The organism is Caballeronia choica (assembly GCF_001544535.1).
GTDB lineage: Bacteria > Pseudomonadota > Gammaproteobacteria > Burkholderiales > Burkholderiaceae > Caballeronia > Caballeronia choica.
The window spans coordinates 54072-67291 of sequence record NZ_FCON02000035.1 but is presented as its reverse complement, the minus strand read 5'-3'; the positions used below and the strand labels follow the sequence as shown (position 1 = coordinate 67291).

At 62.1% G+C, this 13220-nt stretch carries 12 protein-coding genes and 1 pseudogene; 6 read left to right on the top strand and 7 right to left on the bottom strand.

Features of this window, described 5'->3' with window-relative positions; genetic code table 11:
• Positions 1-101 precede the first annotated feature (101 nt).
• On the top strand, positions 102-953 hold the full coding sequence (locus AWB68_RS17530) for a 3-hydroxybutyryl-CoA dehydrogenase (protein WP_087645614.1): 852 nt from the start codon (positions 102-104) through the stop codon (positions 951-953).
• Positions 954-1036: 83 nt separating this feature from the next.
• On the opposite strand, the gene AWB68_RS48235 is transcribed toward AWB68_RS17530, so the two are convergent.
• From AWB68_RS48235 to AWB68_RS17510, 4 genes and pseudogenes are all read right to left on the bottom strand, one after another.
• Entirely contained in the window at positions 1037-1267 is a 231-nt protein-coding gene (locus AWB68_RS48235; protein ID WP_160110030.1) for a hypothetical protein, read from the bottom strand.
• 740 nt (positions 1268-2007) lie between these two features.
• Positions 2008-2649 carry an MFS transporter gene (locus tag AWB68_RS17520; protein ID WP_235028392.1) on the bottom strand — a complete coding sequence of 214 codons (642 nt, stop codon included), beginning with the start codon at positions 2647-2649 and terminating at the stop codon, positions 2008-2010.
• Positions 2648-2869, bottom strand: a pseudogene (locus tag AWB68_RS51860) (methyl-accepting chemotaxis protein); the annotation flags it as partial. The pseudogene AWB68_RS51860 and the gene AWB68_RS17520, both read right to left, overlap by 2 nt.
• Entirely contained in the window at positions 2841-4034 is a 1194-nt protein-coding gene (locus tag AWB68_RS17510) for an MFS transporter (protein WP_235028391.1), read from the bottom strand. The gene AWB68_RS17510 and the pseudogene AWB68_RS51860, both read right to left, overlap by 29 nt.
• A gap of 344 nt (positions 4035-4378) precedes the next feature.
• On the opposite strand from AWB68_RS17510, the gene AWB68_RS17505 reads away from it, so the two are divergent.
• The 5 genes from AWB68_RS17505 to AWB68_RS17485 all read left to right on the top strand — a co-directional run bounded on the left by AWB68_RS17505 (position 4379) and on the right by AWB68_RS17485 (position 10202).
• Positions 4379-5602, top strand: a complete 1224-nt coding sequence (locus AWB68_RS17505; protein WP_087645612.1) for a multidrug effflux MFS transporter — start codon at positions 4379-4381, stop codon at positions 5600-5602.
• Between the two features lie 150 nt (positions 5603-5752).
• Entirely contained in the window at positions 5753-6982 is a 1230-nt protein-coding gene (locus tag AWB68_RS17500) for a porin (RefSeq protein ID WP_235028390.1), read from the top strand.
• Between the two features lie 231 nt (positions 6983-7213).
• Positions 7214-8374 (top strand): CaiB/BaiF CoA transferase family protein, encoded by a 1161-nt coding sequence (locus AWB68_RS17495; protein WP_087645611.1) that lies wholly within the window; start codon positions 7214-7216, stop codon positions 8372-8374.
• 52 nt (positions 8375-8426) lie between these two features.
• Entirely contained in the window at positions 8427-9314 is an 888-nt protein-coding gene (locus AWB68_RS17490; RefSeq protein ID WP_087645610.1) for a fumarylacetoacetate hydrolase family protein, read from the top strand.
• 18 nt (positions 9315-9332) lie between these two features.
• Entirely contained in the window at positions 9333-10202 is an 870-nt protein-coding gene (locus AWB68_RS17485; protein ID WP_087645609.1) for an alpha/beta fold hydrolase, read from the top strand.
• Positions 10203-10254: 52 nt separating this feature from the next.
• Here AWB68_RS17485 and AWB68_RS50805 read toward each other — a convergent pair whose 3' ends face one another.
• From AWB68_RS50805 to AWB68_RS17475, 3 genes are all read right to left on the bottom strand, one after another.
• Complete coding sequence (locus AWB68_RS50805; RefSeq protein WP_268810931.1) at positions 10255-10386, bottom strand: hypothetical protein; 132 nt, start codon at positions 10384-10386, stop codon at positions 10255-10257.
• 68 nt (positions 10387-10454) lie between these two features.
• Positions 10455-12110 (bottom strand): FAD-dependent oxidoreductase, encoded by a 1656-nt coding sequence (locus AWB68_RS17480; RefSeq protein WP_087645608.1) that lies wholly within the window; start codon positions 12108-12110, stop codon positions 10455-10457.
• Positions 12111-12164: 54 nt separating this feature from the next.
• Complete coding sequence (locus AWB68_RS17475; protein ID WP_087645607.1) at positions 12165-13211, bottom strand: cupin domain-containing protein; 1047 nt, start codon at positions 13209-13211, stop codon at positions 12165-12167.
• Positions 13212-13220: the final 9 nt, after the last annotated feature.

The following is a 13220-nucleotide window of genomic DNA, read 5'->3' as shown; positions in this document are numbered from 1 at the left end:
ATGCCTGCATGCACCATCTATATCAAGGAGCGTGACGTGCAAAGAGAAGTCGTTATTGTGAGGGGTGCGCGCACCGCACCGCCATCGGGAAGAGATCGAACATGACAATTGAAACGATCGGCGTCGTCGGCGCCGGAACAATGGGGAGTGGCATCGCACAGATCGCCGCGACGGCCGGACTCAAGGTCGTTCTGATCGACGTTACCGAGGCCGCCCTCACACGAGGGATGGCGGCATTGAGGTCGAGCCTGGAGCGGCTTGTAGCGAAAAGCACGATCGCCGCTGATGTGGCCAGCGCAACGCTAGCGCGCATCGATACTTCAACCGAGTATAAACGCCTCGCCGAAGTGGACCTGGTCATCGAGGCCGCAACCGAACAAGTCGAGCTGAAACGAACGATCCTGAAGCAGATCGAAGCGGTCGCAAAGCAACACGCGATTATCGCCACGAACACCTCGTCGATCTCCGTCACGTCGTTGGCAGCGGACCTCGGCGATCCGTCTCGTTGCGTCGGCATGCACTTTTTTAACCCGGTGCCCCTGATGCCGCTCGTCGAGATTATCCGCGGCGTGCAGACCAGCACAGAGACTGTCGACGCCATTCACGAACTTTCCCACCGGCTCGGCAAATCGCCGATTGGGGTCAAGAACTCGCCGGGATTCGTGGTCAACCGGATTCTGGTGCCAATGATAAACGAGGCATTCTTCGTTCTGGCAGAGGGAATCGCAACAGCGGAAGAGATTGACGAGGGGATGCGTCTTGGCGCCAACCACCCCATCGGACCTCTCGCGTTGGCGGACCTGGTGGGCCTTGACGTTTGCCTCGCAGTGCTAGAGGTACTCGCGAAGGATCTCGGCGATCAGAAATATCGTGCCTGCCCTTTGCTTCGCGAACTGGTGGCCGCCGGACGGCTCGGCCGCAAGACCCGGCACGGAGTCTACCGCTACGACTGATCATGCGCCGCGCACGCGGTGTCGGATGCGCACATCACGCGTGGCACCGTGGTCTTGCATCGGTTAGCTAACGGTCAGCGCATTCAGCCGGAGATGTCGCGGCATCCCTTCCATCTGTTTCGAAGTCGAAAGCGTCGCTGCGAGATCCGGCAAACCACTTTCTGCCCATTTTCGCCGGGCAACGAGCGCGCAGGGCCGATGTGATTGTCGCGTCGGTGGACCGAGAGCCTGTGCGGGTCGTTCGAAGCACGTTTTCGATACTCACGTTTGATGCCGAGCGGCGCCTCGACCCTGGCCGATTCGAAGATCTGCAATGTGGTCTCGTGGAGTCGCTCATTGCACCGGTCATTTCCGGCTCTCACGCTGACCGCTGCCAGACTGTCAATGCGACCGCTCGATTCGTTGCGCAAGGAGGCCAATGGGTTCCATCGTCGCTTTGGCACGTGTCGTTGCTGAGACGGCGTTGGGCAAGCGAGCGTGCCCACGCCTACAGGCGCTCACGTCGAGGCTGCTGCACGGCATCACCCGGAGGGCGTTTGTACGGCCAGGGGCGGGTCCGCTAGACAATTGACTATCTTTATCGGTAACTAGAGGTAAAAGGAACGGGAAATGGGCAGCAAGCGATATCGGGGCCAGCGCTGCGTGTACTGTGGGCGCGAGGGTGCCTCCGACACGGGTGATCACGCAATCGCGCGAGGTTTCTTCCTGCCATCGGAGCGCGGCGAGCAGCCGCGGGTGCCCGCTTGCAATCAATGTAACAAGGCAAAGTGCGTTTGCGCGCGGCATGATCGGCACGCTCAGCGGAAATGACGTCCTCCTACCGGGACAGTCGGGGCAGCGAGCGGACTGAAGTAAAGCTCGAGGCAGGTTAGAATCTCGGACGATATTTCGGACGAATTTTGGACGCGCCTGATATGACAAGCCCATCGCTCTACATCGACGTCTGGTCGGAAAATATCTCGTGAATCGGGCCTGAGCCTTACTGGGCATGGCTTTTCCAGGTGTTTTCGGGCGACTTTGAACGCACAAATCAGCACATGTGTGTACTAAGAAATCAAATGCTTACACATCGATTTTGGACGACTTTTGGAAACAAAAGCGCGATCGCGAGCATGCTGCCGTGCGGTACGAACATCATGAAGATCGCGGTCGCGCAAGCCAGCACCATGTACGAGACGATCGCCATATAGCGGCGCCCCTGGAACAACACGTCGGAGATCCAGCTATTCGACAGCGAGCCGAGCGCCATACCCACCGGTAACGCAACCGTGATCCACTTCGGGTCGATCAGCGTCGATGAAGTCTTCCGGTCGATGCCCAGAAAATGGACCGGCACCCAGACCACCAGCGCATACCGTGCAGCGTTCTGAAAACCGATCGCGAGACCCGTGATGTAGAGCCTCCAGTTCTTCATCACGAGCCCGTAACGCTGCGCGCTCGTCAGTTCGACGGCTGGTTCGTCGGGCGATGTAGCACCCGACTGATCCGCTGCCGGCAGGTCGCGAGCCTTGGGCCGTTCCGAAACGAATAACAGCAGCACCAGCGCGCCGAATAGCATCGACAACGGTGCGAGTCGGAAGATCCAGACCCAGCCGAGTTGCATCGTGCCCAGAATGACGACCGGGAAAATATAGGGAGCCAGTGGAGAGCGCGACCCTTCTGCCAGATGATGGGCTTGCCCCTGTTGGGTAACCACTGACCTGCTCGATGCCGCGGCTTTGTTCTCGCGAAGCGGCCGCAACTTCGCCCATGATGTCGGTGACTCGCGCGACCGCTTGCGTCACCTCCGACCTGGATTTTCCAGCCTCACTTTTGTGCGCTGACAGGTCCATCCAATCCCTCGTTTCCTTGGCCGAGTTTGACGAACGCTGTGCGAGACTGCGCACGTCAAGACGCGCTGGTGCCCGGCGCTTGCCGCACAAAGCATAGAAATCCCGCGCCCACCAGCGGCCCGGCCGCTATCACGCCGAGTGTCATATCGAGCGACCGGCCATGCGCAAAAACATAGCCGGCCAGGATCGGGGAAATGAAGCTTCCCACCGACCATATTGTGTTGACAAAGCCTGCAGCGGCGCCTGCCAGCCGCGGCCCCGACGCCTGCGTATAGAGCCCGATCAGCAACGGCGTGTAGCCGTATGCGGCGGCGCCGAGGAACGGTGCGATGAAAAAATATCCGGACGTCGACGAGCATTTGCCGAACACGACGAGCAGCACGATAAAGAGCGCGAGGTCTATCACCGCGACCAGCCTCGCATAGCGATGCAAGGCGTCATAAAGCCAGCCGAAAAGCGGCTTCGACAGGAATGCGCCGACGCCGAACCACATCAGAACCGAACCGGCGACCACCGGTGACAATCCGTGCGCGACGGTCAGCAAGGCGCTCGCCCACGCTACGAAACCCAGCGTGCCGTAAAGCGCGCCCGCGCCTCCCAGCGCGACGAACACGATGTTCCGGTTCCTCAGCAGCGCGGCGACCTGCGCGCCGGTAATCCGCGGCACAGACTGCCCGACCGGAGCGTCCCTCACGACCAGCACGCATATCGCCGCGAAGACGAGCGTAGCGATGCCGAGGATCTGGTACGCGGCCTGCCAGCCGTACGCAGCGGCGAACCTCGGCACGAAGGCGTTCGCCAGCACGACCGATACCGATGTCCCGGTAGCCCAGATCCCGAAGGCCCTGCCTTTGTCCTTGCCGAACCACACCGTCAGTATCTTGATGGTGGCGCCGTATTCCGCCCCGGCCGCGAACCCCATCAGCAGATGCAGCGCGATGCCCGCCCAGAACGTCTGGACGAAGCTGAAGCAGAACGTGAGGGCCGCGAGCGGCAACATCGATATCGCCAGCGTTGCGCGGCTGCCCAACTTGTCCGCCATGATCCCGCCGACCGGGCACGACACGGTATAGCCGACGTAGAACGCCGTGGTAAGAGAGCCGAGCAACGCAAGCTTGAAACCCAGCGCCTGGCCGACGGGTGCCGCGATGCTCGCCCAGGCGAAGCGGTCGACGCAGCTCACCGTGAAAGCAGACCAGATGACCAGCAGGATGATCCAGCGGAACCCTTGGTTCGCGGCGTCCGGCATCGCGGATGACATCAGTTGCACCGAGGGCAGTTGCTCATGGGATTTCATTCGAAGTCTTCTCCGGGCCGGTTCGCCGATGGATCACTGGAATTCAGGAACGTTCGCTGGACCTGGCCGCAAAATGGTTCATCCATTGGTTTTATGGTGCAATCAGCGTAAACCTTGACGTGCCCCTGAAAAAGACAACCCGTCTCCTCGCCTCCGTTGACAGTAACCGCAGTCGCAATTAAATTAATGGTTCATCCAATGGAATTTACTCTATTCATTTCTTTGGAGCAAGGCGACTCAACCCGAGACGAACACCCCTCCCCAACTTTTCATCATTCCATGTGAGCCATGCCGCCATGAGCGATTCCGCCGCTCCACTTCGAAGCTTCTCCCCCGCACCATCGCTTCTCATCCTGGTCGGCATCACGCTCTCCGGCACGTTCCCGCTCCATGTTTTCGTCCCTGCGCTGCCTTCGGCCGCCAGCGATCTGCACGCGTCCACGGCCGGCATCGGGCTGACGATCACGCTCTATGTGATCGGGCTGTCGATTGGGCAACTCATCTACGGCCCCCTGTCGGATCGTTATGGACGACGGCCCGTCCTGCTGGCGGGATTGACGCTGTTCGCGCTCGCCAGCGTTGCGGCGGCCCTTGCGCCGTCGCTCGCGGGGCTCGAATGGGCGCGGCTGGCACAGGCGCTCGGCGGCTGTTCGGGGCTCGTGCTCGGACGCGCGATCGCCCGCGACAGTTCCGGTCCCACCAGCCTGATCCGGCGCCTCGCGACGCTCAGCATCGCCATGGCGGTTGCGACCGCCCTCGCGCCCATCATCGGTGCCCAAATCGTCGAGCATCTCGGGTGGCGGTCTATCTTCGCCGCGCTGAGCGTCGTGAACGTGCTGGTTCTTTTCGCGGTATGGCTCCTCGTGCCCGAAACGCACGCGGCGTCACGCGACTTCAGGACACGACGCTATCTGAAAAGCTACCTCACGCTGCTTCGATCGTCGACGTTCTTGAGTCACAGCCTGGGCGGCGCAAGCGCGACTACCGGCATCTATGCGTTCCTTTCGGCCTCGCCGTTCATCCTCGAGTCGCGGCTCGGGCTGTCCGCGCGGGCCTTCGGTTTCGCCTACTTCTCTCTTGTCGTCGGACTCGCGGCCGGTCAGTCGACGGCCAAGCGGCTCGCCGGCAGCGTGTCTGCGCGCAGCGCGCTCATTGTCGCGAGCCTGATCATGGGAGCAGCATCGATCAGCCTGCTGGTCTCGTACCTGTGCGATTCGCTGTCGGTGACCTCGGTGATGGCGCCGATGATCGTGATGTTCTTCGCGACTGGACTTTCCAGTCCCTTCGCGATCAGCAGCGCGCTCGATGTCGACCAATCGGTCGTCGGTGCAGCGGCCGGGCTGTATGGCTGTCTGCAGATGGGCTACGGTGCCCTGTGCACCGCCGCGGTCGGTCTGTCTTCCAACGATCCGACCATCTCGATGATCAGCGCGCTTCTGGTATCGAGCGCCATCGCCGGCCTCTCGTTCAAGGCCGCGCCGCGAGTGCCGGCTTCAGCAAACCGGGAGTCGACTGCGTAGCCATCGAGCGTTGATTAGGGTTTGCTCTGTTTGACACGCATCGGCAACTCTTTATGATTTAAGTCATTGGTTCATCCAATGAAACAACTTAGAAACCGACCCATAAAAATGCTTTCTTCGCTCCCCAGTGGCGCGATATAGGAGACAGCCGTGAAGCTTGGGAAAACCTTTATTGGAGCGCTGGCGCTCGCTGTAGGAGGGCCGGTCTTCGCGCAGAGCAGCGTAACGCTATACGGATTGCTCGACGAGGGCATCAACTATGCGAATAACGTTCAGACGGCGCAGGCGGGCGCCCCCCACGGCAGGACCGGTGCGAGCCAGTTCTCGATGACAAGCGGGGTCATGCAGGCATCCCGCTGGGGATTGCGCGGTACGGAAGACCTGGGTGGCGGATACGGTGCCATCTTCGTCATCGAAAACGGCTTTGACGTCGGCACCGGACGGATTCAACAGGGCGGCACCTTCTTTGGCCGCCAGTCGTATGTGGGCGTGACGAGTCCGTGGGGCAACATCACGGCGGGCCGGCAATACGATTCGATCGTCGACTCCATCGGCCCCATGCAGGCCGGCAGTTTCGCAGGCGGCGCCTTCGCGGATCACCCGGGCGACATCGACAACGTCGCCGACACCCAGCGCATCAACAACTCGGTCAAGTACACGAGTCCGACGTTTGGCGGAGTGACGCTGACGGGCTTGTACAGCTTCGGCGGTACCCCCGGCTCGTTCGGCAAAAACAGCATCTGGTCCCTTGGCGCGCGTTACGTGCTGGGACCGCTCGCGCTGGCGGGCGGCTACATGCACGTCAACAATCCGAACCAGTCCTTCTATGGCAACAATACGAACAGTTCCCCCACCGCCAACAACCTGGGCGCGGTAGCGGGCGTACAGGTCAACCCCATCTACGGCGGCTTCGCTTCGGCGCATCGCTTGCAGATCTACTCCGGCGTCGCGCAGTACACGATCGGTTCACTGACGGCAGGCGTCGGCTATTCCAACATCCGCTTCCAGGAACTGAACGACCCCGCATCCGGTACGCTCAGCCTCACCAATCCGTTCGGATACACCGGCAACGCAGCCTTCAACAACTACAACGTGTATGCGGGTTATTACATCACCCCGGCGCTCGAAGCCGGGCTCTCCTACAACTACCTGAGGGGAGGCGCGATCAATGGGAAGGACAGCGCCGCGTATCAGACCATCAATGCGGTGATCGACTACTTCCTGTCGAAGCGCACCGATGTGTATTTCGCTGCTGCTTACATGAAGGCATCAGGCGTCGATTCAACCCGGCAGGCCGCCGTTCCGTACATCGTGACGATGACACCATCGAACACGTCGAATCAGGTCGTCGCGCGCGTCGCGATCAGGCACAAGTTCTGAGCGCCGGACCTGACGCAGAAGGAGCGATGGGCAGGCAAGCGTTGGCTTGCCTGCCCATTTCGCTTGGACGCCGCGACGCGGGACGTCAAACCCCTCTTACCGTCTTGACACCCGCCGGCCCTTGTCGCATCATCATCATAGGTTGATCCATTGATTTATACGAGTCGACAGCTTGGCGATTTTGCCGATGCACGAGACCTAGCTGGTTGCCCATTCCAGGAGATTTACAACATGTCCGAGGTTCAAACTGGTCTGTCGCCCGAGTCGCGGCATACTCCCGAAGCGGCGCAAAAGCGCCCGCTCGATGGCATTGTCGTCGTGGAGACGTCGAGTTTCCTCACCGGCCCTTTCACGGCGATGATGCTCGCCGATCTCGGCGCCGACGTGATCAAGGTCGAGCCTCCAGGCGGCGACGGTTTTCGCAAGTTCGGCCACAACCGCGACGGCTTCGGTGCCTCGTGGACGAACGCGAATCGCGGCAAGCGCAGCGTAGTGATCGACCTGAAAACTGAAGAAGGCACGCAACGCCTGAAGAACCTGCTCGCCACCGCCGACATCCTCGTCGAGAACTGGCGGCCGCGCGTCGCCGCGTCGCTCGGGCTCGGGCATGACGTGCTGCATGCGCTCTATCCGCGCCTCATCCGCCTCTCGATCAACGGCTTCGGCGATACCGGCGCGCTCGCCAACGCTCCCGCGTTCGATTCACTGATCCAGGGCCGTACAGGTATCGTGGCGTCCGAAGCCCGCAACGGCAAGCCCGCCGTCACGCCCTTCAACATGGTCGACAAGGTGACGGGAGCATTCGGTACGCAGGCGATCCTCGCGGCGCTCTATGAACGCGAGAAGACCGGCAAGGCCAGCCACATCAAACTGCCCATGCTCGACGTGATGGGCTACTTCAATTTCCCCGACATGTTCCAGCACCGCACCTTCGACGGCGACACCTCCGCATGGAAGCCACCCGCATCGCAGGTGCTCGAAACATCGGATGGCTTCGTCGTCATCTCTCCCGCCAACGGGGTGCAGATGTCGAAGACGCTCAACGCGATCGACCGCCCTGAGTGGAAGGAAGAGTTCAAGAAGATGCGCGATCCGGTGGCGATGGCCGACGAGTTCTTCCGGCGCGTGGGCGCGGTGGTGAAGGAGAAGACCACGGACTACTGGCTGTCGCGTTTCGCCGAACTGGACGTGCCCGCCGCCCCCGTGTTCTCGCTCGACGAGTTCCTTAACGACGCGCAAGTCGCGAACAACCGCGTGTTCGATTTCGTGGATTCACCTGTCGGATCGATCCGGACCGCGCGCTACCCGGCGACCTTCGATGATCGCAGGTTCACAGCGCGGTCCGGTCCGCCCGCGATCGGCGAACACGATGCAGAGATCGGCGGCAAATGATCGATCGGAATTTTGGCGTGGCCATTTCACACACTCTATCCAGGAAAACAGCATGAAACTCGCAAGCTTCAATGGAGGACGCATCGGCGTAGTAATCGGGGACGACATCGTCGACGTATCGGACCTCGTCAACGCAACGCCGGATGCGTGGCCGCCAGTCGGCATGCTGCACGTGATCGATCGCTTCGCGTCGCTGCGCGGCAAGCTCGACGACTTCGTGCAGACGGCACCACGCACGAAACTCAACGAGGTCAGACTGGAGACGCCGGTGGCCTGGCCGAACAAGGTGATCGCCTTTCCGGCCAACTATCACGCGCACGTCGAGGAGATGAAGCGCGGCACGGGCCTCATCTCGCCATTCAAGGCGGACGGACAAGGCTTCTTCCTGAAGGCGAATTCGAGCCTGAGCGGCCCGGCTGATCCGATCGTGTTGCCGAAGATCCCGAACCGCCAGATCCATCACGAATGCGAGCTTGCCATCATCATCGGCAAGGGCGGCCGCGAGATCAGCCGCGACGATGCACTCGCGCACGTGTTCGGCTATGCCTGCCTGATCGACGTCGTCGTGCGCGGCAAGGAGGAGCGCGTGATGCGCAAGTCCTACGACAGCTTCTGCCCGGTGGGCCCCTATATCGTGACTGCCGACGAAGTGCCCGATTACGACGCGATCGACCTGAAGCTCTCGGTCAACGGAGAAGTGCGGCAACAGGCGAGCACGCGCGACCTGATCGTCGATATTCCCGAGATGATCCGCATGGCGTCGGCGGTCATGACGCTCTATCCCGGCGACATCATCGCAACCGGTACGCCGGCAGGCGTCGGTCCAATCAACGGCGGCGACAAGGTCGTGATCGAGATCGCGAAGGTGGGGTCAATGTCGATCGACGTGGTCCAGAGCGAAGGCGGCGATCATCCGGTGTGGGACAAGCCCCTCAACTAACAACGGATCGGGAAACGCATGGAGTCCAGTCACTCGAAGAATCTGCATACGGAACGCATCAGAACGAGCGACAGCCTGACACTGGCCGCCACCTGCAGCGGGGAACGCGGGCAGCCCGCCGTCATCCTGCTGCACGGTGGCGGCCAGACGCGTCATTCGTGGCGCGGCACCGTTCGTTCGCTCGGCGCGCTGGGTTACCATGCGCTCGCATTCGATGCGCGCGGCCACGGCGACAGCGACTGGTCGCCGAAACCCGACTACTCGTACGAGCGCCTCGCGGACGACCTTCAGGCCGTCGTGTCGACGATGGCCGCACCGCCCGTGATCATCGGCGCATCGATGGGCGGCATGACCGCGATGCACGCGATCGGCCGCAACGAAGCTGCGTTCGCGCGCGCGATGGTCCTCGTGGACATCGCGCCGCGAGTCGATCCGAAAGGGCTCAAGCGTGTGGGCGACTTCCTGAACGGCCACCGCGACGGCTTTGCGAACATCGAGGAAGCCGCCGATGCCGTCGCGGCCTACAATCCGCACCGTCCGCGCCCACGCGATCCACGCGGGCTGATGAAGAACCTGCGACTGCGCGACGATGGCCGGCTGCACTGGCACTGGGATCCGCGCTTCTTCCGCGAGCGCAGCGACGAGCAGCGCGAGAAGAACGCACAGCGTCTGCTCGACATGTGCCGGCACATCACGATTCCGGCTTTGCTCGTGCATGGCGCTCAAAGCGATGTCGTGACGACGCACGGTATTGATGAGTTGCGGGCGCGTCTGCCTCACCTGGAAGTGGGTAGGGTGTCAGGTGCAGGCCACATGATTGCGGGGGACCGCAACGAAGCCTTCAACGGCGCGATCATGCCGTTTCTCGAACGCCACGCACCGGCCTGACAACAAGCCAGGCGCCATCGTGTGACGCCCTGCTACGTGCTCTCCCCGACCCTCATACGTCACTCGATGGGACGCTTCCCGCATAAGCCAGCGCGCACAGCATCATCGCACTGGTGATGTGGCTCGCCGTCGACGACGTGCGCGCCAGCATTTGCATCCAGCAGTTCCTTGCGATCGTGTTCATCTGAAGTTCCTTTCGCAGTTGCCCGTCGCCGACAAGGGCGCGGCGTGCAGCCCGCGCCCTGACTCTCCTCAAGCTTCGCTCTGTTCCATCGATTTCGTTTCCAGACGACTGCGCTCTGCACCGCGGACGGTGTCGATCAACGACAGCGGATTGTCCGGCAGCGCATCGCCACGCCAGGCAACTTGTCCGTCGGGGCGAACGAGAACGAAGCGGCGCTCGTAAAGCTTGCGCGCCTCGTCGTTGTCGATCTCGATCGACTTGAACGGCACCTTGCGCTCCGACGCCGCATGTTCCAGAGCGCTCACGCCAGAGGCGTCCTTGCCAAAGCACATCAGCACGAATTCCTTGCCGAACAGATCGAGCGTCGACTTCCCTTCGGCCAGCCATACATGCGGCGCGCGGGAACCGGGCCGCGCCGTCTGCACGTAGCTCGACACTTCATCGGGCGGTTGCGGCGTGCCATCGGGGACGATGATCGGCGAGCCTTCGTACATGTAGCCGAGATGAATGCCAATGGAGAACCACTCGCGCTTCATCAATTCCGTGTACTGGTTGCCAAACTCGATACATGCCGCTTCCGAGCCGGGACCGTCCTCGAAGATTTCCTTGGACGGCGACAGCACACGCGGTGACAACATACGCTTCAGATTGCCGGTCGCTTCCGACACATTGCGGATGGCAACGGGCCGCATCTCCGTCTCGTACGTTTCGAGCAGATGCTCGCCGCCCCAGCCTTGCAGGCGTGCCGCGAGTTTCCACGAAAGGTTGACCGCATCCTGGATGCCGGTGTTCATGCCAAAGCCGCCGGTGGGCGACGTGAGATGCGCGGCGTCTCCAGCGACGAATACCCGTTTCGTGCCGTAGCGGTCGGCGACGAGCTGACGCCGCACCCACGGCAGCATCGAAAGAATCTCGAAGTCGAAGTCGCGGCCGACCGCGCGCACGATCGCGCTGCGCATGGTTTCCTCGCCGAGCGTCTGGCGGTTGTCGTCGCCGACGAGCGAGAAGCGCCACTGGTCGCGTCCGTTGATTGCGACGAGGGTAGCCCAGGTGCCTTCCGGCCCGATGAAGATGTAGCGATACGCGCGCTTCTTGTCGTGCAGCGCTTCGAGGTCCTTGCAGCGGAACACCACATTCGTCGTGTACGTCAGCGTCGGTTCGCCCGTCATGCCGATGCCGAGCGCCTGGCGCACGACGCTCGCACCGCCGTCCGATCCGACGAGATAACCCGCCTCGATCACCTTCTCCTCGCCGCTCAGCGTGTCGCGCACTTTCGCGGTGACACCGTCCGGCGTCTCGCTGAACCCGACGAGTTCAGTGTTGTAGCTGATCGTCACGTTGGGCGTCTGTTGCGCAAAGCGGCGCAATACCGGATCGAAGAAGTTCTGCGGACACCGCTCGCGCTTCTGCGGGCTTTGCGGCGGACACTTCTCGTCCTTCGGGCTCGGGAAGACTTCGCGTCCGAACTCGTAGCCGTTCAGGCCCGTGACCCATGCACAATCCTGCGGATAGTCGCGGTTGTAGCCGGCCTCGTGGACCCACGGCACGATGCCCCAGCGGCGGCAATATTCCATGGTTCGCACGCCGACCATGTCCATCTTCGGCTGAATCACCTGCCCATCGCTGCGTTCGATGAGCATGCACGACACGCCGCGAAAGCCCAGGTCGCCGGCGAGTGCCAGTCCGATCGGGCCCGCGCCCACGATCAATACGGGTGTTTGCATCTGCAATCTCCAAAAGTTGTATTCGTCCTGCGCGGCATCGCCTCGACTATCCGGCTACGCCGCTTGTTCTCGATACAGCCCGAGTTTCTTCAGGGCCGGAATGTCGTTGACCTGGAACAGCATCGCGGGCGTGTCGTCCGATCGGTTGATGTGCTCGTGCACGGCCCACGGCGGAATCGCCATGAAGTCGCCCGGGCCCCACTCGAAGGTCGTGCCGTCGACGATCGTCGCGCCGTTGCCGCGCATCACGTAATAGACGACGCTGCCCGTGTGCCGGTGCGGCTTCGTATGCATGCCGGGTCGCAGCGACTGCAGCACCGTCCCGATCGTTGGCAAGGCCGAGCCGCCCGTCACCGGATTCAGGTATTCGAGCGCGGTGTCGTCGTAGGGATCGGGCGGCAACTCGGCGGCGAGCCGCAGCGCTTCCTGTGCTCGCTCGGCGCCATAGACAAGCAACGGGTTGAGTTCGGGCACGCTCGCATCGTTGAGCGGCCGCATGATCCCGCTGCCGAACTGGCGGTAAGAACGGTCCGGTATGTCCGACACCGCCTGCCTGGGCTTGTCCGATCCCTCGAAAAAAGTTGCGTGCATCGAGCGCACGAGCGAAATATCGAGCACGTCGAGCCAGATCATGGGTTCATCGCCCTTATGCTCGTGGTCGTGCCATGTCCACGCCGGCGTCAGCACGAGATCGCCTTCGTTCATCTCGTAGCGCTCGCCATCGACGATCGTGTCGGCCCCGCGACCCTTCATGATGAAACGCAGCGCGCTCGCCGTGTGACGATGTGCGGTCGCGATCTCGCCGGGCAGGATGTACTGGATCGAGGCCCAGAACGTGGGCGTCGTGCCGAACGGCAGGCCACGATTGGCGAGACGCAGTGTCCGGCGTTGGCCGCCCGCTTCGAGCTTGAGCTTTGCGCCGATCTTTTCCAGCAGCCGTTCGAGATCGCTCGCTTTCCAGTGCGCGGGCTTCATCGCGGATTGCGGCTCGCGCGTGAAGAGCGGGCCATCGGTCGGCTGCGCGACACGGCAGTTGAAACTGTCGAGCTCTTCGGCCAACGCCTGGCGTTGCGCCGTGTCGGTCATCACTGCGTCACTCATGTCGACTCC

Excerpts from the sequence above, each read along its gene's own strand:
- AWB68_RS17505 (WP_087645612.1), top strand. The coding sequence starts at position 4,379 with ATGAGCGATTCCGCCGCTCCACTTCGAAGCTTCTCCCCCGCACCATCG.
- AWB68_RS17530 (WP_087645614.1), top strand. The coding sequence starts at position 102 with ATGACAATTGAAACGATCGGCGTCGTCGGCGCCGGAACAATGGGGAGT.
- AWB68_RS17510 (WP_235028391.1), bottom strand. The coding sequence starts at position 4,034 with ATGCCGGACGCCGCGAACCAAGGGTTCCGCTGGATCATCCTGCTGGTC.
- AWB68_RS17485 (WP_087645609.1), top strand. The coding sequence starts at position 9,333 with ATGGAGTCCAGTCACTCGAAGAATCTGCATACGGAACGCATCAGAACG.
- AWB68_RS17490 (WP_087645610.1), top strand. The coding sequence starts at position 8,427 with ATGAAACTCGCAAGCTTCAATGGAGGACGCATCGGCGTAGTAATCGGG.
- AWB68_RS17495 (WP_087645611.1), top strand. The coding sequence starts at position 7,214 with ATGTCCGAGGTTCAAACTGGTCTGTCGCCCGAGTCGCGGCATACTCCC.
- AWB68_RS17480 (WP_087645608.1), bottom strand. The coding sequence starts at position 12,110 with ATGCAAACACCCGTATTGATCGTGGGCGCGGGCCCGATCGGACTGGCA.
- AWB68_RS17475 (WP_087645607.1), bottom strand. The coding sequence starts at position 13,211 with ATGAGTGACGCAGTGATGACCGACACGGCGCAACGCCAGGCGTTGGCC.
- AWB68_RS50805 (WP_268810931.1), bottom strand. The coding sequence starts at position 10,386 with ATGAACACGATCGCAAGGAACTGCTGGATGCAAATGCTGGCGCGCACG.